This window comes from Streptomyces sp. NPDC005483, assembly GCF_040606035.1.
Taxonomy (GTDB): Bacteria; Actinomycetota; Actinomycetes; order Streptomycetales; family Streptomycetaceae; genus Streptomyces.
Map to the genome: position 1 here is coordinate 12,811 of NZ_JBEXEA010000061.1, position 19,759 is coordinate 32,569.

Annotated in this window: 19 protein-coding genes; 7 read left to right on the forward strand and 12 right to left on the reverse strand. The window is 70.9% G+C overall.

The features are described 5' to 3' along the window. Positions 1-16: 16 nt before the first annotated feature. A complete protein-coding gene (locus ABZT06_RS47540; protein ID WP_355755469.1) occupies positions 17-1,495 on the reverse strand; it encodes an aminotransferase class I/II-fold pyridoxal phosphate-dependent enzyme in 1,479 nt (492 codons plus the stop codon). Between the two features lie 60 nt (positions 1,496-1,555). Beyond that, a complete protein-coding gene (locus ABZT06_RS47545) occupies positions 1,556-1,765 on the reverse strand; it encodes a hypothetical protein (protein WP_007379740.1) in 210 nt (69 codons plus the stop codon). 212 nt (positions 1,766-1,977) lie between these two features. Between ABZT06_RS47545 and ABZT06_RS47550 the strand changes: the two genes are divergently transcribed. The 5 genes from ABZT06_RS47550 (at position 1,978) to ABZT06_RS47570 (ending at position 5,111) form a co-directional block, all read left to right on the forward strand. Continuing rightward, entirely contained in the window at positions 1,978-2,427 is a 450-nt protein-coding gene (locus ABZT06_RS47550; RefSeq protein ID WP_355755472.1) for an ATP-binding protein, read from the forward strand. Between the two features lie 204 nt (positions 2,428-2,631). Then, the gene (locus ABZT06_RS47555; RefSeq protein ID WP_355755474.1) at positions 2,632-3,507 is read left to right on the forward strand and encodes a SigB/SigF/SigG family RNA polymerase sigma factor; all 876 of its coding nucleotides are present in this window, start codon (positions 2,632-2,634) and stop codon (positions 3,505-3,507) included. A gap of 25 nt (positions 3,508-3,532) precedes the next feature. Next, complete coding sequence (locus ABZT06_RS47560; protein ID WP_355755476.1) at positions 3,533-3,751, forward strand: DUF5133 domain-containing protein; 219 nt, start codon at positions 3,533-3,535, stop codon at positions 3,749-3,751. A gap of 54 nt (positions 3,752-3,805) precedes the next feature. Then, positions 3,806-4,648: a DUF1206 domain-containing protein gene (locus ABZT06_RS47565; RefSeq protein ID WP_355755478.1), complete on the forward strand. Its 843-nt coding sequence runs from the start codon at positions 3,806-3,808 to the stop codon at positions 4,646-4,648. Positions 4,649-4,676: 28 nt separating this feature from the next. After that, complete coding sequence (locus ABZT06_RS47570; protein ID WP_355755482.1) at positions 4,677-5,111, forward strand: hypothetical protein; 435 nt, start codon at positions 4,677-4,679, stop codon at positions 5,109-5,111. Positions 5,112-5,119: 8 nt separating this feature from the next. On the opposite strand, the gene ABZT06_RS47575 is transcribed toward ABZT06_RS47570, so the two are convergent. The 3 genes from ABZT06_RS47575 to ABZT06_RS47585 all read right to left on the reverse strand — a co-directional run bounded on the left by ABZT06_RS47575 (position 5,120) and on the right by ABZT06_RS47585 (position 9,096). Beyond that, complete coding sequence (locus ABZT06_RS47575) at positions 5,120-7,351, reverse strand: FUSC family protein (protein WP_355755484.1); 2,232 nt, start codon at positions 7,349-7,351, stop codon at positions 5,120-5,122. Positions 7,352-7,412: 61 nt separating this feature from the next. Beyond that, the gene (locus tag ABZT06_RS47580) at positions 7,413-7,625 is read right to left on the reverse strand and encodes a DUF4287 domain-containing protein (RefSeq protein ID WP_355755487.1); all 213 of its coding nucleotides are present in this window, start codon (positions 7,623-7,625) and stop codon (positions 7,413-7,415) included. 94 nt (positions 7,626-7,719) lie between these two features. Then, positions 7,720-9,096: an NAD(P)/FAD-dependent oxidoreductase gene (locus ABZT06_RS47585; RefSeq protein ID WP_355755489.1), complete on the reverse strand. Its 1,377-nt coding sequence runs from the start codon at positions 9,094-9,096 to the stop codon at positions 7,720-7,722. A 267-nt stretch (positions 9,097-9,363) separates the two neighbouring features. Here ABZT06_RS47585 and ABZT06_RS47590 point away from each other — a divergent pair, with 267 nt between their 5' ends. Next, positions 9,364-9,723 carry a PRC-barrel domain containing protein gene (locus tag ABZT06_RS47590; RefSeq protein ID WP_355755491.1) on the forward strand — a complete coding sequence of 120 codons (360 nt, stop codon included), beginning with the start codon at positions 9,364-9,366 and terminating at the stop codon, positions 9,721-9,723. Between the two features lie 13 nt (positions 9,724-9,736). On the opposite strand, the gene ABZT06_RS47595 is transcribed toward ABZT06_RS47590, so the two are convergent. Further along, positions 9,737-10,141: an ATP-binding protein gene (locus tag ABZT06_RS47595; RefSeq protein ID WP_355755512.1), complete on the reverse strand. Its 405-nt coding sequence runs from the start codon at positions 10,139-10,141 to the stop codon at positions 9,737-9,739. 151 nt (positions 10,142-10,292) lie between these two features. Continuing rightward, complete coding sequence (locus ABZT06_RS47600; protein WP_355755493.1) at positions 10,293-12,197, reverse strand: AMP-dependent synthetase/ligase; 1,905 nt, start codon at positions 12,195-12,197, stop codon at positions 10,293-10,295. A 152-nt stretch (positions 12,198-12,349) separates the two neighbouring features. On the opposite strand from ABZT06_RS47600, the gene ABZT06_RS47605 reads away from it, so the two are divergent. Then, positions 12,350-12,583 (forward strand): DUF6480 family protein, encoded by a 234-nt coding sequence (locus ABZT06_RS47605; RefSeq protein WP_355755496.1) that lies wholly within the window; start codon positions 12,350-12,352, stop codon positions 12,581-12,583. A gap of 3 nt (positions 12,584-12,586) precedes the next feature. On the opposite strand, the gene ABZT06_RS47610 is transcribed toward ABZT06_RS47605, so the two are convergent. The 5 genes from ABZT06_RS47610 to ABZT06_RS47630 form a co-directional block, all read right to left on the reverse strand. Then, complete coding sequence (locus ABZT06_RS47610; RefSeq protein ID WP_355755499.1) at positions 12,587-13,675, reverse strand: glutamate--cysteine ligase; 1,089 nt, start codon at positions 13,673-13,675, stop codon at positions 12,587-12,589. A 109-nt stretch (positions 13,676-13,784) separates the two neighbouring features. Then, the gene (glgB, locus tag ABZT06_RS47615; RefSeq protein ID WP_355755501.1) at positions 13,785-15,992 is read right to left on the reverse strand and encodes a 1,4-alpha-glucan branching enzyme; all 2,208 of its coding nucleotides are present in this window, start codon (positions 15,990-15,992) and stop codon (positions 13,785-13,787) included. A gap of 3 nt (positions 15,993-15,995) precedes the next feature. Further along, the gene (locus ABZT06_RS47620; protein WP_355755503.1) at positions 15,996-17,357 is read right to left on the reverse strand and encodes a maltokinase; all 1,362 of its coding nucleotides are present in this window, start codon (positions 17,355-17,357) and stop codon (positions 15,996-15,998) included. Positions 17,358-17,383: 26 nt separating this feature from the next. Then, on the reverse strand, positions 17,384-19,102 hold the full coding sequence (gene treS, locus ABZT06_RS47625) for a maltose alpha-D-glucosyltransferase (RefSeq protein WP_355755506.1): 1,719 nt from the start codon (positions 19,100-19,102) through the stop codon (positions 17,384-17,386). Continuing rightward, positions 19,099-19,759: alpha-glucosidase C-terminal domain-containing protein (locus tag ABZT06_RS47630; protein WP_355755508.1), on the reverse strand; the 661-nt coding region annotated here is incomplete at its 5' end. The genes treS and ABZT06_RS47630, both read right to left, overlap by 4 nt.

Genomic DNA, 19,759 nt, shown 5'->3' on the forward strand with positions numbered 1-19,759 from the left:
CCGGTTTCACTCGGTTTCACTCGACGGAGGTGTTTACGACCCTGATCGTCTCCAGCTTCGCATCGGCGGGGTCGGGCAGGTTCATGCCCGCCGCCAGCCCCGTTCGCAGATACCCCAGTACAGGCTCCGTCAGCAGCTCACCGGGCAGCACGGCCGGGATCCCCGGCGGGTACGGCGTGATCATCTCGGCCGCGATCCGCCCGGCGGCCTCGGCGACCGGCACGTTCTCGGCCGGGCCGAAGAACGCGTCCCGGGGAAGCCTGGCCTGCTCCATCCGCAGCTCGGACGGCGGCGGGACCTCCATGCGCGGGGTCGGGGCCAACTCCAGGGCGGCCCGGGCGAGATCCCTGAGCGCCGCGAGCAACTCGCCGGTCGTCTCCTCGTCGTCGCCGTGCGTGATCTGCATCCCGATACGACGGTGGTCGTTGAGGTGGGCGTCGATGTGCCGGTGCTCGTGCAGCCAGTCGGCGGCCTGGAATCCGCTGATCCCGAGTTCCGAGAGGTCGATGACGCCGGGCAGCATGTCGAGATCGTCGGCCAGACCGGGCCCGCAGAAGTCGTCGCGGTCGTTGACGTGCATTCCGTCGATCTCCTCGATCGCGGCATGGACGCGGGCCGCGAGATCCAGCGCCCCGCCCATCAACTCCTTGCCCCGCAGCGCCATCTGCCGGCGCCAGCCGTCCAGGCCGGCGTAGAGCAGCACCGAGGGACTGGTGGTGCCCAGCAGGTCGGCGCGCATCTTCAGCAGGTCCGGCGGGACGAGATCGCCCCGCAGATGGAAGACGGACCCCTGCTCGAGGCCGCTGCCCATCTTGTGGATGCTGGTCACACAGATGTCGGCGCCCGCGTCCATGGCCCAGGACGGCAGGTCGGGATGGAAGGGCAGATGCGCGCCCCACGCCTCGTCCACGATCAGCGGGACCGAACGGCGGTGGCAGACCTCGGCGATGTCCCCGAGGGCCGCGCAGGCGCCGTACGGAGTCGGGCTGGTGACCAGGGCGCCCTTCGCGTCGGGGTGGGCTTCGAAGGCCTGCTCGTACTCCGCGGCGGACGGCGGGTGTGCCAGGTGACGCTCGGCGTCCCACCGCGGTTCGACCCAGACCGGCTCGATCCCGGACAGGATCAGCCCGGACACCACCGACTTGTGCGCGTCCCGTCCGATCAGCAGCTTCTCGTGCGGCCCCGCGACGGCCAGCATCGCCGCCTTCACGGACAGGGAACTCCCGCACGTGGTGAAGAAGGTGTGGTCGGCGTGCACGGCGTCGGCCATCAGCTCCTCGGCCCGCTCCAGCACCCGACCCCGGGTCAGCCGGTCGTCGAGGCCGCCCGACGCCAGTACGTCCCCGAGGAAGACCGCGTCGCCCAGCGTCCGGCGCACCTCCGGATCGGCCCCACGCGCCTGCTTGTGTCCCGGCGGCGCGAAGGACAGCTGTCCCCGGCGGTGGTAGTCGGCCAGGGCTTCCAGTACCGGTGCTTGCGTGTGGTCGACAGTCATCGGCCCCGGGTGCCCGGTCCGGACGTGGGTCAATCCGTTCGGACCGGGTCCGGCCGACGGTCAGCGACTGCCCGGCCTGATCACCTCGTCCAGCACCCGGGTCACGGCCTCGTAGGCCAGGGTGCGTACGGCGGCGTCCCGGGCGGCCTCCGGATCGGAGGGTTCCAGCTCGTCGCTCCGGGCCCGCCAGGACCGCTCCTCCTCCGCCGCACAGGCCCGGGCGCGCTGGATCCGACGCAGCAGTTCATCTGAGTCCACAACATCCGTCATGCAGTGCGCGTACCCCGGGAACGCGATCGAATGGCCCGGTGTCGCGCCCGGAACGGGGAGGTTTGACCCGGCGCGCAGAGGTCAGCCGATTAGTGGAGGCCTACGGAGGGCGCGCACCGTACAGCACGGTCACCGTGTCGTGGGTCCGGGCGGGCCCGGCTTCTGCTTCACCGACCCGAGAACCAGTCGATCCACTGATCAGGAGCCACGTCATGTGCGAGGAGCACAGGACCGAAGCCACCCCCACCCCCGAACTCTCCATCGCGCGCCGGCGCGTACGGCCCCGGCCGTGCAGGCCGGCCGAGGCACGCCAGGCGGTCGAGCGGGCCGTGTCCGAACGCTGCCGCGCCACGCACACCCCGTGCGACGCGCAGGCTCTCTCGGACGCTTTGCTCGTCGCCTCCGAGCTCACCACCAACGCCATCCTGCACGGCGGCGGCATCACCGACTTCCACGTCACCGTCGAGGGCCGGGTCGTGTGCGTCTCGGTCAGCGACCGCAGCGCCGCGCTGCCGGTCGCCAAGCAGCCCGTCGATCCGCAGGGCAGGTGGCGGCCCGGCGGCCACGGCTGGCCGATCGTCTGCCGGCTGGCCCGCGACGTCCGCGTCACCGACCTGCCGTCGGGCGGGAAGTGCATCACGGCCGTGGTGCCACTGAGCTGATCCGACACTCCTGAGGAAGCCACCGGAAAACGGAGTTTCGACAGCGGAGTTTGGGCCCCATACAGCAGGGCAGACGCAGTTTCGTGCTTCGGACCGGAGGCGCGCCAGCGGGAGCGGTATGGCTGCTGCGGGCCCCTTTCGGCGGTCCCGGCGCCAATCCTCCCGCGGTCAGTCCCTGAACCCGTTCTTCAGGAGCGAATCCGCATGCTCACCGACACGTCGACCAGCCGTCCCACGACCCAGGACCGTCCCGCCACCCAGGACCGTCCCACCACCTCCAGCAGGCGGCGGCACGACGACGCCCCCGACACCATGGCCCTCTTCGCCCGGCTGGCCGGGCTGGAGGACGGCCCCGAGCGCGACGCCCTGCGCGACGAACTCGTCACCGCCTGGCTCCCCATGGCCCACCGCATCGCGGGCCGGTTCCGCGACCGCGGCGAGTCGCTCGAGGACCTGCGCCAGGTCGCCGCCCTCGGGCTCGTGAAGGCCATCGACCGGTTCGAACCGGAACGTGGAGCCTTCGAGAGCTACGCCGTCCCCACCATCACCGGCGAGGTCAAGCGCCACTTCCGCGACCGCATGTGGGCCCTTCGGGTGCCCCGCCGCGTGCAGGAACTGCGCAACAAGGTGCGAGTGGCCCGGCGCGAACTCACCCAGAACCCCGGTTCCCCCGAACCGACGCCCGCCGACCTCGCCGCCCACACCGGCCTGACCGAGGAAGAGGTCACCACCGGCCTGGAGGCCCTCGAAAGCTTCAGCACCCTGTCCCTGGACGCCGAACTCTCGGCAGGCGACGACGGCTACAGCCTCGCCGACACCCTGGGCGGCCCGGACACGTCGTACGACGTCGTGGTCGACCGCGAGTCGGCCAAGGAGGGCCTGCGCCGGCTGCCCGAGCGGGAGCGCGCCATTCTCTACATGCGCTTCTTCGAGGACATGACACAGAGCAGTATCGCCGACCAGCTCGGCATCTCGCAGATGCATGTCTCCCGGCTCATCAGCCGCAGCTGCGCCCGCGTGCGCGACGAGGCGCTGGCGGACCGGGCGCGGCGGCAGGCCGACGGGCCGACCGAGGCTTGAGAGAAGAGGAAGGGGAGGGAGTCCGATGCTGATACCCGATCGCACGTTCCTGCGGCGACTGGTCCAGGAGTACGAGGCACTGCACGCCGAGGAGTCCGCGACGGCGTCCGAACCGAGCCCGCGGGCCCGGGACCTCGCCTACACGCTCTGTGTGTCCACCGGCACGCGGGACGTGCGGCTGGCCCTCGAGACGGCTCACCGCCTGCTCGCGGCCATGCCGGAACCCGCGCGACTTGCCGACTGACCGTACCCCGTGTGACCGCCCACCAGGCGGTATCCGGACTTCCAGGAGATCTACATGACCACGAGCTCCACGAGCTCCACGGCACAGGCCGGCCGGATCCAGGCCAGACGTGCGGCCCGCGGCTCCGTCACGGAGGGCGCCGCCCGCGCGGGATTCACCGCCCGCGGAGTGATCTACCTGCTGGTCGGCGTGCTGGCACTGCAGATCGCCTTCGGCGACGGCAAGCGCCAGGCCGACCGCGGCGGCGCCCTCGCCGCCCTCGCCGACAAGCCGTTCGGCTCCGTCGTCCTGTGGGCACTGGCCATCGGGCTCGTCGGCATGGCCCTGTGGCGGCTGTCCGAGGTCGTCTTCGGCGCGGTCGGTCCCGACGGCCGCAAGGCCACCAAACGGCTGCTGTCCGCGGCCCGCTGCGTCTTCTACGCGTTCGTCGCCTACTCCGTGCTGTCCTTCGCGGCCGGCTCCGGCAGCGGCGGATCGAGCGACAAGCAGTCCAAGGACATCACCGCGAGGGCCCTGGAGTGGCCCGGCGGCCAGTGGCTCGTGGGTGCCGCGGGCGTCGGCGTCGCGGTGGCCGGTGTGTGGATCGCCGCACAGGCGCTGCGCAGGTCCTTCCACGACAAGCTCAAGCTCGCGGCGATGAGCCGGCGGGTCAGGAAACTGGTCGACGTGACGGGGGTCGGCGGCGGGGTGGCGCGGGGCGTGGTGTTCACCGCGGCGGGCGCGTTCGCCGTCCGGGCCGCGGTCGACTACGAGCCCAAGAAGGCGAAGGGCCTCGACGACACGCTCCGTTCCTTCGCCGACACCCCGGTGGGTCCGTGGCTGCTCGTCCTGATCGCCGTCGGGCTGGTGCTGTTCGGAATCTTCTCCTTCGCGATGGCCCGCTGGCGGCGGGTCTGAGCGGCGCGTCACGGGGAACCCGGGGTTCATGAACGAACCCGAGCTTCCGCCCGACGGTAGGCCCGTGGACGTCTACCTGGACCTTCTGCGCATCCGCATGGCCTCGGACGACTACGAGCTCCTGCTCAGTGTCGTCCGGCCGGTCCTGCGGGCGATCGAGGAGCACCAGTTGCCCGCCCTGGACTTCGCGCTGGAGGACAGCCAGCAGGACGGGCTGCCCCAGGAGATCCGCGACGAGGCCGCCCTGGTCATCGCCACCGCGGTGACCGGCCGAATGGACAACAAGGTGATCGAACTCCATGTCGATGACAGCCCCAGCCCGATCCGGGTGGTCACCGACGCGGACACGGCCTCCGACCCGGTCCGCCTCGGTGAGATCGCCGACTACATCCGCGAACGCCGGCAACTCGACGACGAGCTGCGCGGCATCGCCGAGGTGAGCGGTCTGCCCACGGACCTCTGAGCGCCGCCCTATCGCCTGGGCGCCGCGACCGGCACGTCCAGCGGCCGGGCCAGACCCACCAGGGTCTCGTCCAGCCGCTGGACGTGCCGCAGCACGCGGTCGGTGACCCGGCCGAAGCGCGGGGTGCCGGGCGTCTCGGTCTCCAGGAGCGACGCGATGCTCGGCCCGGTCTCCACCCGGGCGGTGGAGCGCTCGTCGGCGACATGCGCGGCAATCGCCGCGATGTTGTCCCCTATGCGCCGGCCGGCCCGGCGCAGCCGGGGATCCGCCGCGATCGAGGGGTGCGTGGGCAGCAGTTCGGCCGTGGCCGCCAGCGAGCGCGCGTGGTACGCGCAGGTCTCCAGCAGTGCCACGACATAGCGCGCGGTGTCGCGCCGGGCCCGCATCGGCGTGATCGGGTGGGTGAGCGGCTGGGTGGCCGCCCGCAGGTCGGCCAGCGCCTGGTCCAGGTCCCGCGCCTGGTCGAGCAGTTCGACGGGGGTGCCGCCGCTGAGCTGGTCCACGGCGGCCTCGGTGACCTCCTCGAGCCGCTCCAGGACGGTGACGAGCAGGTCGTTCGTACGGCGGTCGGTGCGCACCGGCAGGACGAACGCCGCCGCGATGACCCCGCAGGCCGCGCCGAGCGCGGTCTCCTCCACCCGAAGCACCAGCACCGAGAGGCTGTAGGTGTGCAGCAGTGTGTAGAGCAGGCCCAGGGCCGCGGTGACGAAGAACGACATCAGGGTGTAGGAGAGCGGCGCGGTGTAGAACATCGCGAACACCAGCACCAGTACCAGGGCGAACGCCGTCCAGGTGTGCTGCCCGACCACCCCCGCCAGCACGATCCCGGCCAGCACGCCGAGAACCGTGCCCACCAGCCTGCGGTAGCCCTTGACCAGGATCTCACCGGTGGACGCGGTGTTTATGAAGACGATCCAGCAGGTGAGCACCGCCCAGTACCAGCGCTGGCTGGAGAGGAACTCGCCGCCGACGATGGCGAGCGAGGACCCCACGGCCACCTGCACGGCGGCCCGGGTGGTGGGCCGCCTGAGCCCCGTGAGCTCCTCCTGTGACCCGCCGTCCTCCTCGCCGGCGTCGATGACGGCGTCCTCGGCGTCCAGCTCCTCGCGTGAGCGGGCCGTCGCGGGGGAGTCGTCCGATTCGTCCTGCGGACCGTCCAGGGCGATCCTGAGGCCCAGGACCGCGCGGGCGGCCTCGCCCACGCCGCGGAAGACGTCCTGGACGGCGGGCGGCGCAGCCGGGAGGTTCTCCTCCTCGCGGTAGCCGAGCAGCCGGTTGCGGATCTGGGACAGGGCGGTGCCGGACCTGGCGGCGACCGGGCGCAGCACCAGCAGCCGTAGGGCCTCCAGATCGCGGCGCACCCTGGCCATCGCCTCGTCCCGGCCGGGCATCCGTCCCGCCCGCGGGGCCGGCGCACCGGGCAGATGCAGGGTGAGGGTGTCCGCGCGCTCGGCGCTGCGGGCCGTCAGCAGCAACAGGCCGAGCCGCTCGGCGGCGATCTCGGCGTCCGCGATACGCCGCTGCACGAGCCGCGCCGCGGCCGCGTCGGAAGTGCCCTTCTCCAGCCGCCCCTGGATCATCAGCGCGGTCTCGTGCAGCCGCGCGGTTCCCTCGCGTACGTCCTTCAGCGCCTCGTCGATCTCATCGGGCCCGGCGTCCAGCAGCTGGAGCTGCGCGGAGACCAGCTGGGCCAGCCGGGCCCGGAAGGCCTCCCGCAGGCGTTCGAGGAGGCCCACCGGGGTCTCCGGCACCAGCAGGAAGCGGGCCACCGCGCTGCACAGGAAGGCGACGCCGAGGACGCCGTAGAGCTCGGGCAGGCCGGAGACGGTGGCGCCGACGAACAGGGACACGAAGTACACCTGGAAGCCGATCAGGCCGAGCGCCGTGCCCCGGTCGCCGAAGCGGCGGCTGTAGACCGCGCAGAAGATCAGCACGACGAAGAAGAGGTCACCGGCCAGCACCCGGGAGTTGAGGAGCGCGCCCAGTGACAGGGAGGCCAGGGCCACCGGGAGGCCCAGGGCGAGCGTCACGGCCTGGGGGCCGCGCTGCTTCTCCCGGATGGCGAAGGTCGCGACCATCGCCGCGATGGCGCCCGCCACCAGGTGGGGGATGCTCACCCCCAGCAGGCCGAGCACGGCCAGAGTGAGCGCGATCGCCCCCACCGTGCGCAGACCGGCGGCCAGTCGCAGCAGGCCCGGGTCCGACGCCGCCACCTGGTCGCGCAGCCTCGCTGTGTTCACTCCGCCGTACTCACTCCCGTGTCACGTCATGATCCGTTCCAGCATGGCACGGCGGGGTGGATCACCTGCTCTTGCCCTCCGCGAGGGTGTGGGCGACGACCGCGTTGGCGTGGCCGTGTCCCAGCCCGTGCTCGGTCTTCAGCCAGGCGACCAGCTCCATGTGCCGGGTCAACGGCGAGGAGCGGACGAGCTCCTGCCACTCGGCGATCGGGCGGCCGTACTTCTTCTCGATGGAGGGGAAGTAGCTCGCGGGGCCCTTCACGCTCTCTGCCATGGCGGTGTCCTTTCGGAAGACGCTGTGCTGCCTCTCCCTGTGACCGCCGACCGGCCGGAAACCGATCGGCGGCCCGGAGTGACATGCGCCACACCTACAGGTCCAGCTGCCGCGTCCCCTCGACCTGCGCCCTGACCTGTTCCGGCGTCAGATAGGCGTCGGTGTACTCGAAGTCCTTGAGCTTGGCGGGCTTGCGGGCCTGGAAGCCGGTACGGACGAAGTCGTCGCCGGCGAGGGCGTTGAGCGTCCAGTTCGTCGCCACGCGGACCTTGGCGACATTGGTGCGCAGCGCGGCCCAGTGGTAGCCGCGGGCGGCGAACTGGGCGGGCAGGCCGCGCAGTTCGATGCCGAGCGGCTTGGAGACGGCATCGGTGCCGCCGAGGTCGACGACGAGACCGAGGTCCTTGTGGACGTACGGCTTCAGCGGCTGGTTGCGCAGGGTCGCGATGACGTTGTCGGCGACGGTCTTGCCCTGGCGCATGGCGTGTTGCGCCGTGGGCGGGCAGACCGCGCTGTCGTCGTCCTTGGCCTTGTCGGGCACGGCGGCGGAGTCGCCGAGTGCGAAGACGCCGTCCTGGCCCGGCAGGGTCATCTCGGCGGTGACCGCGAGCCGTCCGCGGATCGTCTCGGCGCCGAGCGTGGCGATCAGCGGACTGGCGACGACCCCGGCCGTCCAGATCAGGGTCCGGGTGGGGATCACCCGGCCGTCGGTGAAGGTGACCTCCTCGGGGCCCGCCTTCTCGATGGAGACACCGAGCGACACGTCGATGCCGCGGCGGCGCAGGATCTCCTGCGCGCTGTGCCCCAGCTTGTCGCCCAGCTCCGGCATCAGCTTCGGGGCGATGTCGATCAGATGCCACTTGATCAGCGACGGGTCGATGCGCGGGTAGCGCTTGACCGCCCCGTGCGTGAGCTTCTGGAGGCAGGCGGCGGTCTCGGTGCCGGCGTATCCGCCGCCCACCACCACGAACTGGAGCCGGGCCGCGCGCTCGGCCGGGTCATGGCTGGCGTCGGCGAGGTCGAGCTGGGAGATGACGTGGTCGCGGATGTAGGCGGCCTCGGCGAGGGTCTTCATGCCGAAGGCGTGCTCGGTGAGACCGGGGATGTCGAAGGTGCGGGTGATGCTGCCGGGAGCCAGCACGATGTAGTCGTACGGCTCGTTGATGATCTCGTCGGTGATGGTGCGGATCACGCAGACCTTGGACTTGAGGTCCACGCCGATCGCGCCGCCCGGGATGATCCGGGTGCGGTACTTCTTGCTGCGGCGCAGGGAGACGGCGATCGACTGGGGCGTCAGCACGCCGGAGGCGACCTGGGGGAGCAGCGGGAGATAGAGCTGGTAGGCGAACGGCGTCACCAGGGTGACGTCGGCTTCGTCCGGGGAGAGTTTCCGTTCCAGCCGGCGAACGCATTCGACACCGGCGAAGCCGGCGCCAACCACCAGGATCCTGGGTCGTGTCACGGTGTTCATCCCTTTCTGCGGCTCCAGGCGGTTTGCCTCGAACGCCCTTCGTCTGCCCATGCGGGCGCGACGAATGCGTCGAGGACCACCTTGCCCGTCCTGGCCTGAAAGTGCACCGGGAGAAAGGTGAAGGAGGTGCGCGGACCGGACGCGGGGAAACCGCTTGTGAGGGTGCCGGTTCCCGAATGCGTGTGCGGCAGAGGGGTATGGGGTGCTGTGGGCCCGCTCGCAGCCAAGAGCCGGGGCCCGTGCAGCGCTCGGGAGGGAAGGAGCAGCGTGACCACCGACAGAATCTGGTCGTACGCGTCGGACAGCGGATACCTCGAGGGACAGGACCTGACCGGCTTCAGCGTCGTCGCGAGCGACGGCACGATCGGACACGTGGACCGGCAGGCCGCTCCCCACGGCATGGGACACCTCGTCGTCGACACCGGCGTCTGGATCTTCGGACGCAGCGTCCTGGTCCCGGTCGGCGTCGTCGCCCGCGTCGACACCCAGGACCGGCGGGTCACCCTGGCCTGCTCCGGCTCGGAGGTGAAGGCGGCCCCCCGCTTCCGCACCGACAGCGAGACCAGGGACCGTACGTACCTCGCGGCGGTCGGCGCCTACTACCTGCGGCTCACGGCCACCGCCTGACCGGACCGGTGAGTCACCACGGCAGGAAGACGTGGACGTCCTTGCCGCGTTCGTCCGTCACCACGCTGACCTGGTCGCACAGTGCGTGGACCAGGTGCCAGCCGATGCCGCCCCCGCCCGTGCGGGGATCGAACGAACGGGGGGCGGGCGGCGTCGGGTTGGTGTCGCGCAACGTCACATGCACGCCGTCGAAGGTGCGGCGCATGCGCAGCACGAACGGGCCGGGCGCGTACTGGACCGCGTTGGCGGCCAGTTCCGTGACCACCAGCAGGATGTCGTCCCAGTGCTCGGGGGTCGTGGGCGGCACGCTCTCGCCGAGGTCGCTCAGGAATTCCTCAGCGGCGAGCCGCGCACCCGTCACGCAGTGCGGTTCGCCCACGAAACGGGTGGTGCGGCTCGGAATCGCCTCGGAAGTCAGTGTCTCGTCCCAATGCGGCTCGGTGCCGTGCCGCTCTCACGGCCCGGCGTCAACGGGGTGTCGTACTCTCTCATGTCGCCACTGAGCCGTGTTCCCGAGGGTGCGCGGCCCAATCGTCCTCACCTCGGGGAACGAGCCGAAGGGGCGAGTTTCACCGGAACACGTCGTCCGCGTCGTCCCAGCTCAGCAACTCCTCTGCCGGGGTGCGCCGGGCGCCGGCCGAGCGGGCCTGGTACATCGCGTCGATCTCCCTCGCGTACCGGCGCACGATCTCGTCCCGACGCAGTTTCATCGACGGCGTCAGCAGACCGTTGGCCAGGTCGAAGGGCTCCGACAGCACCCGGAACACCCGGATCGACTCCGAGCGCGAGACCGTGCTGTTGGCGGCGGCCACGGCCCGCGCGATCTCCTCCCGCAGCGTGTTCTCCTCCCGGGCCTCGCGCACCGAGGGGTCCTGCTGGGCCACCAGTACTCCGCGCCAGTGGGCCAGGAACACCGGGTCCAGGGTGATCAGGGCGCCCACACAGGGCCGGTTGTCGCCCACCACCACGGCCTGGTGGATGAGCGGATGCATCCTCAGCCGGTGCTCCAGGGCGGCCGGGGCGACGCTCTTGCCGCTGGTGGTGACGATGACGTCCTTCTTGCGGCCGGTGATCGTCAGATAGCCGTCGGAGTCCAGCTGCCCGAGGTCCCCGGTGGCCAGCCAGCCGCCGTACAGCGCGGCCCGGGTCGCGGCCTCGTCGTTGACATAGCCCTGGAAGACCGACGGCCCGCGCACCAGGATCTCCCCGTCGTCCGCGACGCGGAGCTCCACGCCGGGCAGGGGGCGGCCCACGGTCCCGGACTTCTCCCGGCCCAGCGGCTGCATGGTGATCCCACCGCAGGTCTCGGTCAGGCCGTAGCCGTCGTGGACGTAGATGCCGATGCCCTCGTAGAACAGGGAGAGCTCACGGCCCAGGGTGGAGCCGCCCGAGGTGGCACGGCGGGCCCGGCCGCCCAGCGCGGCCCGCAGTCTGCGGTACACCGTCCGCTCGTACAGGGCGTGCTGGAGCCGCAGGTCGAACCCGGGGCCGGGGCCCTCGCCCAGCCGCTGCCGCTCGCAGGCCAGGGCGAAGTCCCGTGCCGTGTCGGCGGCCCGCTCGAACAGGGCGCCGCGGCCTGCCTGTTGGGAGGCGCGCAGGAAGTTCTTGTAGATCTTCTCGAAGACCGAGGGGACGGCGTAGAAGTAGGTGGGGCGGAAGGACTGCAGGGCGGCCGCCAGAGCCTCCTCGCCCAGGTCGGGCTCGTGGGCCATGAGCAGACCGCCGCGGATGCACACGCCCTGGATCATGAGGCCGTACACATGGGAGAAGGGCAGGAAGGCGAGGACGGACGGCTGCTCTCCCGGGGGTGCCGTGATGTGGCGCCAGCCTTCGAGGAGGGTGTCGACGGGGCTCGCGAGGCCGCGGTGGCTGAGTGCGCAGCCCCGTGCGTGGCCCGTGGTGCCGGAGGTGTAGGCGACGACCGCCGTGGAGTCCGGCAGCACGATGCGGCGCAGCGACTCGACCGTGGCGAGCGGGATCATCCGGCCCCGCTCCGTCAGGTCCTCCAGCGCGTCCGCGTCCAGTTGCCAGACATGGCGCAGCCGGGGCAGCGAGGCGCACACCGAGCCGACCGTCATGACCGCCTGCTCGTCCTCCACCACCACGGCGACACAGCCGGCGTCGCGCAGGATCCACTCGACCTGTTCGCGGGAGGACGTCGGGTAGATCGGTACGACCTCGGCGCCGACCGTCCACAGCGCGTAGCTGAGAACCGTCCACTCGTAACGGGTGCGCGCCATGATCGCGACCCGGTGGCCGGGCGAGATCCCGGAGGCGACCAGTCCCTTCGCCAGGTCCACGACCTCGTCCCGCAGCTCCACGGCCGTGACCTCCCGCCAGCCTCCCGAGGAGCCCTCGGGACGGCGGGCGAGCACCGGCAGGGTGGGGTCGAGCTCCGCGCGCTCGAACGCGCTGTCGGCCAGGCCGCCGCTGGAGCGCGAGATGGTCCGGGGAGCGAGGGCGAAGTCGCGCATGCGCTGCTCCTGACGTGTACGGGCTGTGACTGTGCCGACGAGCTCGGTCATCCGCGGTGCTCGAATGTAGCCCAGGCGCGAGCGGGTGGTACCTGGAATACGGAAGTAAGCGGTCACCCGTGATCTCGTCGAGATCGGGGCACTCGGACCGCATGAGTTACACGAACCCCGATCCCGAACCCGAGCGCACCACCGGACTGGAACCGGGCGGCGGCGTACCCCCGGGCGAGACCCCGCCGGCCGAGAGCAGCCTGCCCGGGGCCGGGCCCCAGGAGACGCACAACCCGACCAAGGGCTGGGCCAAGGGCCCGCTGGCCCTGATCCTGCTCCTGGTCGTCCTCGTCGCCGCGTTCTTCCTGGTGTACGCGATCGTCCTGGCCCTGTGAGAACTACGACTGGGTCAGCCGCACGCACTCCGTGACCACGCTCCGCAGACTCCCGGTGCGCTCCAGCAACTCACGCTGCACCCGGGCGCCGTTGCCGTGCCGCAGCAGCTCGGCGCACGACTCGCGGGCCCGGTCCAGGTCGCCGCTGTCGGCGAGCGCGTCCTCGACATGCTCGAGCAACGCCCGCACCACCGTCTCCGCCGGCATCCGGTGCATGGTCGCCGGGTGCAGCAGCTCCTCCGACAGACCGGAGCGCGCGGCCCGCCAGGCCGCCAGCCGCAGCAGGCTCACGCTGTGCGTCACCGGCTCCTTGCCGGCCCGCCACTCGCGCGCGGCCGTCTCCACCAGCCCGCGGGCGAGCGTCGCCAGGAGTACGGCGGTGTCCGAGTGCAGACAGACGTCCGAGACCCGGATCTCCACCGTCGGGTAGGTCCGGGACAGCCGGGCGTCGAAGTAGATCATTCCCTCGTCCAGGATGACGCCGGTCGCCACCATGTCCGCGACCCGCCGGTGATAGCGCTCCGCCGAGCGGAAGGGCTCGGTCGGACCGGCCGAGGGCCAGCGCTGCCACACCCGGCTGCGGTAACTGCTGTAGCCGCTGTCCTTCCCCTGCCAGAAAGGCGAGTTGGCGCTCAGCGCGGCCAGTACGTTCAGCCAGGGCTGGATCCGGTCGACGACGGCGACGGCCTCCTCGTCCGATTCCACGGACACATGGACGTGACAGCCCATGACGAGCTGCTCCTGGGTGGCGATGCCGTACTGCTCCGCCATCCACTGGTAGCGGCGGCCGATGCCCACGGAGGGGCTGACCGGCAGCGGCGAGGTGGCCAGGGCGGCCACGGCACAGCCGCTGTCGCCGGCGAGCCGGGCCGCCTCCTTGCGGCAGCGCACGATCTCCGCGCGCAGTTCGTCCATCCCCGACTGCGGATGGGTGGCGAACTCCAGCATCTGGTTGTGCAGTTCCTTCTCGAAGACGTCCTGGTCCGGCCCGTCCTGCGCGGCCCGCGCGAGGACGGCCGCGGACAGCGCCTGCGGCTCGCCGGTCTCCGGGTCGACCAGGAGGAGTTCCTCCTCCACTCCCACGGTGCGCACGTGATGCAGCCCTTTCTGTGGCTCTCGGCGACGACGAGGATGCTCGTTCTCGTACGACCCCGACTGCCCCTTCGAGGCCGGTCGGACACCTCCGTGTCGCCCGCCGCCCTCAGTCGGGCATCGGGACCAGCCACACCGTCGCGAGCGGCGGCAGGGTGAGCCGCAGCGCCCCGTCCTCCGCCTTGACCGGATCACGCCGGACGATGTCGCCGCCGCCGTACCGCGCGTCGTCGGTGTTGAGGGACTCCTGCCACAGGGGGAGGCCGTCGGGGACGGTGAGGCGGTAGTCCTCACGCACGACGGGGGACAGGTTGGAGACCGCGAGCAGCGGGTTGCCCGCCGCGTCGAACCGCAGGAAGGCGAAGACGTTGTCCTCGGCCGCGTCCCCGACCACCCACCGGAAGCCGCCGGGGTCGGTGTCGCGCTCCCACAGGGCGGGGGTCGCGCGGTAGACGGTGTTCAGATCGCGCACGAGATCGCGGACGCCCCGGTGGTCGGGTTCGGCGCCGTACGCCGGGTCGAGCAGCCACCAGTCCGGGCCGTGGGCCTCGGACCACTCGGCACCCTGGGCGAACTCCTGGCCCATGAACAGGAGTTGCTTGCCGGGGTGCGCCCACATGAAGCCGAGGTAGGCGCGGTGGTTGGCCCGCTGCTGCCACCAGTCGCCCGGCATCTTGGACACCAGCGCCTGCTTGCCGTGGACGACCTCGTCGTGGGAGATCGGCAGGACGTAGTTCTCGCTGTACGCGTACACCATCGAGAAGGTCATCTCGTTGTGGTGGTACTTGCGGTGCACCGGCTCGTGGCTGATGTAGCCGAGGGAGTCGTGCATCCAGCCCATGTTCCACTTCAGGCCGAACCCGAGGCCCCCGCTGTCCGTGGGCCGGGTCACGCCGTCCCAGGCCGTGGACTCCTCCGCGATCGTGACCACACCCGGCGCCCGGCGGTACACGGTCGCGTTCATCTCCTGGAGGAAGGCGACCGCGTCGAGATCCTCCCGGCCCCCGAACACGTTGGGGCTCCACTGGCCGGAATCGCGCGAGTAGTCCAGGTAGAGCATCGAGGCGACGGCGTCCACGCGCAGCCCGTCGATGTGGAACTCCTCGCACCAGTACACGGCGTTGGCGACCAGGAAGTTGCGCACCTCGACGCGCCCGAAGTCGAACTCGTACGTCCCCCAGTCCGGGTGCTCGGCACGCCGCGAGTCTCCCGGCTCGTACAGCGGATCCCCGTCGAAGCGGGCCAACGCCCAGTCGTCCTTGGGGAAATGGGCCGGCACCCAGTCCATGATCACACCGACGCCGGCCCGGTGGAGGGCGTCCACGAGGTACCTGAAGTCGTCGGCCGTGCCGAGCCGGGAGGTCGGCGCGTAGAAGCCGGTGACCTGGTAGCCCCAGGAGCCGCCGAAGGGGTGCTCGGCGACCGGCATCAGCTCGACGTGGGTGAAGCCCAGGTCCTTGACGTAGGCGGGCAACTGCTCCGCGAGCTGACGGTACGTCAGGCCCTGCCGCCAGGACGGCAGATGGACTTCGTAGACCGAGAACGGCGCCTGGTGCACCGGGGTCTCACCGCGCCGGGCCATCCATTCCCGGTCGTCCCATGCGAAGTGCGAGGAGGTCACCACGGACGCGGTCGCGGGCGGTACCTCGGTGCTGCGCGCCATCGGGTCGGACTTGAGGAACCGGTCGCCGTGGCGCGAGGTGATCTCGAACTTGTAGCGGGCGCCCTCACCGATCCCCGGCAGGAACAGCTCCCACACCCCGGACGAACCGAGCGAGCGCATCGGGAAGGCCTGTCCGTCCCAGAAGGTGAACTCACCGGCCACCCGGACCCCCTGGGCGTTCGGAGCCCAGACGGTGAAGCGGGTGCCGGTCACCCCCTCGTGGGTCATCGGCTCGGCGCCGAGCGCCTTCCACAGCTGCTCGTGGCGGCCCTCACGGATGAGATGGAGGTCGGTCTCGCCGAGCGCGGGCAGGAAGCGGTAGGGGTCGTGCACCTCCTGTTCGCCGTCCGCGTACGCCACCAGCAGGGTGTACTCGGGGATCGCTTCGAGGGGCAGCAGACCGGAGAAGAGGCCGTCGCCTTCCGAGGTCAGCTGTCTGCGCTCGCCGTCGATCACGACGCCGACCGCGCGGGCGAAGGGGCGCAGTGCCCGGAAGGCGATCCCGCCCGCCACCGGGTGGGCGCCGAGCAGAGCGTGCGGGTCGTGGTGGGCGCCGGCCAGCAGCCGGCCCCGGTCGGCGGGGTCGAGTGCGGGGGCCGGGGCACAGCGCGCCGGTCCGGACCGCTCGGGCAGTGAGGTGTCGCGCAAAGCCACGGCTCAGTCTCCTCTCACGGCGAGACGTTCGATCGCCGCCATGGGCACCGGCAGCCAGTCGGGCCGGTGTCGTGCCTCGTACAGGACTTCGTAGACGGCCCGGTCGGTCTCGTAGGCGCGCAGCAGGCCGTGCTTCTTGCGCGGATCCCACCCGGCGAGGGCGGCATAGCCCCCGCAGAAGGCCTCCCGGCAGCGGCGCGCCCACTCCGGCCGCCAGGGCCGGCGCTGCCGGGCCGCGTAGTCGAAGGAGCGCAGCATGCCCGCGATGTCCCGCACCGGGGACTGGGCGGCGCACCGGTCGGCGAGCGGCCGCGAGGGTTCGCCCTCGAAGTCGATGACGAACCACTCGCGGCCCGCCCGTAGCACCTGCCCCAGGTGCAGGTCGCCGTGGACGCGCTGCGCGGGCGGCCCGGAGTCGCAGGTGGAGAGCGCGCCGAAGGCATTGCGCAGACCGGGGACGAACGGCCGCAGGGCCGGCACACTGTGTGCGGCGGAGTCCAGCCGCTCGGTCATCGCGGCTGCCGTGGAGCCGTTGTCGTCGTGGCCGCTGCCGGGGAAGGCGGCGGCCAGCGCGAGGTGCACCTCGGCCATGGCCCGCCCCAGCTCGTGCGCCTGCACGGTGAAGTCGTCACCGGAGGCGAGCGCCTGGAGGGCCAGCGCCCAGCCGTCGGACGCGTCGCGCAGATACGGCTGGAGCACGCCCAGCGTGGCCTCCTGCGGATGCGTGGTCCGGAACCAGGCGACCGGCGCCGGCACCCGGCGGCAGCCCTGTCCGGCCAGCGCGACCGGTACCTCCAGGTCCGGATTGACCCCGGGCTGGATGCGGCGGAACACCTTCAAGATGTATTCGTCGCCGTACACCAGCGAGGAGTTCGACTGCTCGGTCTCCAGCAGCCGCGGGGGCAGCCCGCCGGGCACCGGCACCGAGGGGGTGCCCTCGAAGCGTAGGGGGCCGGCCGTGCCGGGCTGCCGCAGCCGCTCCAGCAGCAGTTGCGCCGAGCGAGGGTCGTGCAGGGCGTCGTAGATCGTCAGACCGGCCAGCGGGCCCTGCTCGGCATGGCCGATGAGGGCTCGGCCGAGACGCGGCGAGAGGTGTTTGCGCACGCCGAGCAGCAGTTGGTAGCAGTCACCGGCCGGGGCACCGCCGCCCGGCGCCGGCACCCCGCCGTGACCGGTGTGGACCAGCAGGTGCAGACAGCCCGGGAACAGCTCGGTCATCGACAGCAGGCCGAGTTCGCTGACGGGCCGGTCCTTGCCCGCGAACCAGCGCTGCCGCGGCAGCCATTGGCGCAGCAGCTCGCCGAGCGAGGCCATGAGATCGGTCGCGGGGGCGGGTCGCGGGCTGAGGGATGCGGTCTTCGGCATGGTGACGCGTCCTTTCGTCGGCACGCTCAATGGCGTCGGCCGATGCGGGATGCGACTCGGGAGAGCCGGAACCAGTAGAAGCCGTGCCCGCCGAGGGTCAGCAGATACGGCAGTTCACCGATGGCCGGAAAGCGCACTCCGCCGAACAGCTCGACCGGGTGCCGGCCGTCGAACTCACGCAGATCCAGTTCTGTGGGCTGCGCGAACCGGGAGAAGTTGTTCACACACAGGACCAGGTCGTCCTCGTACTCCCGCAGGAAGGCCAGCACCGCGGGATTGGACGAGTGCAGCTCGGTGAAGGTGCCGAGGCCGAACGCCGGGTTCTGCTTGCGGATCTCGATCATCCGGCGGGTCCAGTGCAGCAGCGACGAGGGCGACGCCATGGACGCCTCGACGTTGGTGACCTGATGGCCGTAGACCGGGTCCATGATGATCGGCAGGTTGAGCCGGCCCGGATCGGCCGCGGAGAAGCCCGCGTTGCGGTCGGGTGTCCACTGCATCGGGGTGCGTACGGCGTCCCGGTCGCCGAGCCAGATGTTGTCGCCCATGCCGATCTCGTCGCCGTAGTAGAGGATCGGCGAGCCGGGCAGGGCCAACAGTAGGGCGGTGAACAGCTCGATCGTGTCGCGGTCGTTGTCGAGCAGGGGAGCCAGGCGCCGCCGGATGCCGATGTTGGCGCGCATACGCGGGTCCTTCGCGTACTCGGCCCACATGTAGTCGCGTTCTTCGTCGGTGACCATCTCGAGGGTGAGCTCGTCGTGGTTGCGCAGGAAGATGCCCCACTGGCAGTTCTGCGGGATGGCCGGGGTCTTGGCGAGGATTTCCGAGATCGGGTAGCGCGACTCCCGCCGTACGGCCATGAAGATGCGGGGCATGACCGGGAAGTGGAAGGCCATGTGGCATTCGTCGCCGCCGGCCTGGTAGTCGCCGAAGTAGTCGACGACGTCCTCCGGCCACTGGTTGGCCTCCGCCAGCAGGACCGTGTCCGGATACATCGCGTCGATCTCTTTGCGGACCCGCTTGAGGAACTGGTGCGTGGCGGGCAGGTTCTCGCAGTTGGTGCCCTCCGCCGCGTACAGATAGGGGACGGCGTCGAGGCGGAAGCCGTCGATACCGAGGTCGAGCCAGAAGCGGAGGGCGGCCAGGATCTCCTCCTGGACGGCCGGGTTCTCGTAGTTGAGGTCCGGCTGGTGGGAGAAGAAGCGGTGGAAGTAGTACTGGCCGCGGACCGGGTCGTGGGTCCAGTTGGAGACCTCGGTGTCGACGAAGATGATCCGCGCGTCCTCGTACTGCTTGTCGTCGTCGGCCCACATGTAGTAGTCGCCGTAGGGGCCGTCGGGGTCTTTGCGGGACTCCTGGAACCACGGGTGTTGGTCGCTGGTGTGGTTCATGACGAAGTCGATGATGACGCGCATGCCGCGCTGGTGGGCGGCGTCGACGAACTCCACGAAGTCGGCGAGGTCGCCGAACTCCGGCAGGACGGCGGTGTAGTCCGAGACGTCGTAGCCGCCGTCCCTGAGCGGCGATTTGAAGAACGGCGGCAGCCACAGGCAGTCGACACCGAGCCACTGGAGGTAGTCCAGCTTGGCGGTCAGGCCCTTGAGGTCGCCGACGCCGTCGCCGTTGCTGTCCTGGAAGGAGCGGACGAGGACCTCGTAGAAGACCGCGCGTTTGAACCAGTCGGGGTCCCGGTCCTTCGCCGGGGTGTCCTCGAAGGTGTCGTGGACGGGCTCGTTGACAGTCACGCTGTGGATCCTCCGCTCTGCGGCGCCGACCTGCGGACCTGGAACAGATGCGCCGGTGCCCGGCCGGGCTCCAGGCGTACGTAGCCGTTTCTGCGCCAGTGGTAGGTCTCGCCCGTCAGTTCGTCGTGGACGGACAGGGACTCGTGCCATTCCAGGCCGAGTTGCGGCATGTCCAACGAGACCGTGGCCTCCTGGGTGTGGTGCGGGTCGAGGTTCACGACCACCAGAACCGTGTCGTCACCCGTGCGCTTGCTGTAGGCCATGACCGCGTCGTTGTCGGTGTGGTGGAAGCGGATGTTCCGCAGACGCTGGAGGGCGGGGTGGCGGCGTCTGATGGTGTTGAGCTGGGTGATCAGGGGGGCGAGGCTGTCCTCGGTGTCCCAGTCGCGGGCCTTGAGCTGGTACTTCTCCGAGTCGAGGTATTCCTCGCTGCCCTCGCGCAGCGGGGTGTTCTCGGCGAGTTCGTAGCCGGAGTAGATGCCCCAGGTCGGTGAGAGGGTCGCGGCCAGCACCGCGCGCAGCGCGAACGCGGGACGGCCGCCGTGCTGGAGGAAGGCGTGCAGGATGTCGGGGGTGTTGGCGAAGAAGTTCGGCCGCATGTAGGAGGCCGCCTCACCGGAGAGCTCGCTCAGGTACTCGGTGAGCTCCTGCTTGGTG

What these genes read in the sequence shown, in the direction of transcription:
- ABZT06_RS47585 (WP_355755489.1), bottom strand. Translation starts at nt 9,096, where the DNA reads ATGAACACCGTGACACGACCCAGGATCCTGGTGGTTGGCGCCGGCTTC.
- ABZT06_RS47560 (WP_355755476.1), top strand. Translation starts at nt 3,533, where the DNA reads ATGCTGATACCCGATCGCACGTTCCTGCGGCGACTGGTCCAGGAGTAC.
- ABZT06_RS47570 (WP_355755482.1), top strand. Translation starts at nt 4,677, where the DNA reads ATGAACGAACCCGAGCTTCCGCCCGACGGTAGGCCCGTGGACGTCTAC.
- ABZT06_RS47605 (WP_355755496.1), top strand. Translation starts at nt 12,350, where the DNA reads ATGAGTTACACGAACCCCGATCCCGAACCCGAGCGCACCACCGGACTG.
- ABZT06_RS47540 (WP_355755469.1), bottom strand. Translation starts at nt 1,495, where the DNA reads ATGACTGTCGACCACACGCAAGCACCGGTACTGGAAGCCCTGGCCGAC.
- ABZT06_RS47550 (WP_355755472.1), top strand. Translation starts at nt 1,978, where the DNA reads ATGTGCGAGGAGCACAGGACCGAAGCCACCCCCACCCCCGAACTCTCC.
- ABZT06_RS47555 (WP_355755474.1), top strand. Translation starts at nt 2,632, where the DNA reads ATGCTCACCGACACGTCGACCAGCCGTCCCACGACCCAGGACCGTCCC.
- ABZT06_RS47580 (WP_355755487.1), bottom strand. Translation starts at nt 7,625, where the DNA reads ATGGCAGAGAGCGTGAAGGGCCCCGCGAGCTACTTCCCCTCCATCGAG.
- ABZT06_RS47565 (WP_355755478.1), top strand. Translation starts at nt 3,806, where the DNA reads ATGACCACGAGCTCCACGAGCTCCACGGCACAGGCCGGCCGGATCCAG.
- ABZT06_RS47620 (WP_355755503.1), bottom strand. Translation starts at nt 17,357, where the DNA reads ATGCCGAAGACCGCATCCCTCAGCCCGCGACCCGCCCCCGCGACCGAT.
- ABZT06_RS47545 (WP_007379740.1), bottom strand. Translation starts at nt 1,765, where the DNA reads ATGACGGATGTTGTGGACTCAGATGAACTGCTGCGTCGGATCCAGCGC.
- ABZT06_RS47600 (WP_355755493.1), bottom strand. Translation starts at nt 12,197, where the DNA reads ATGCGCGACTTCGCCCTCGCTCCCCGGACCATCTCGCGCTCCAGCGGC.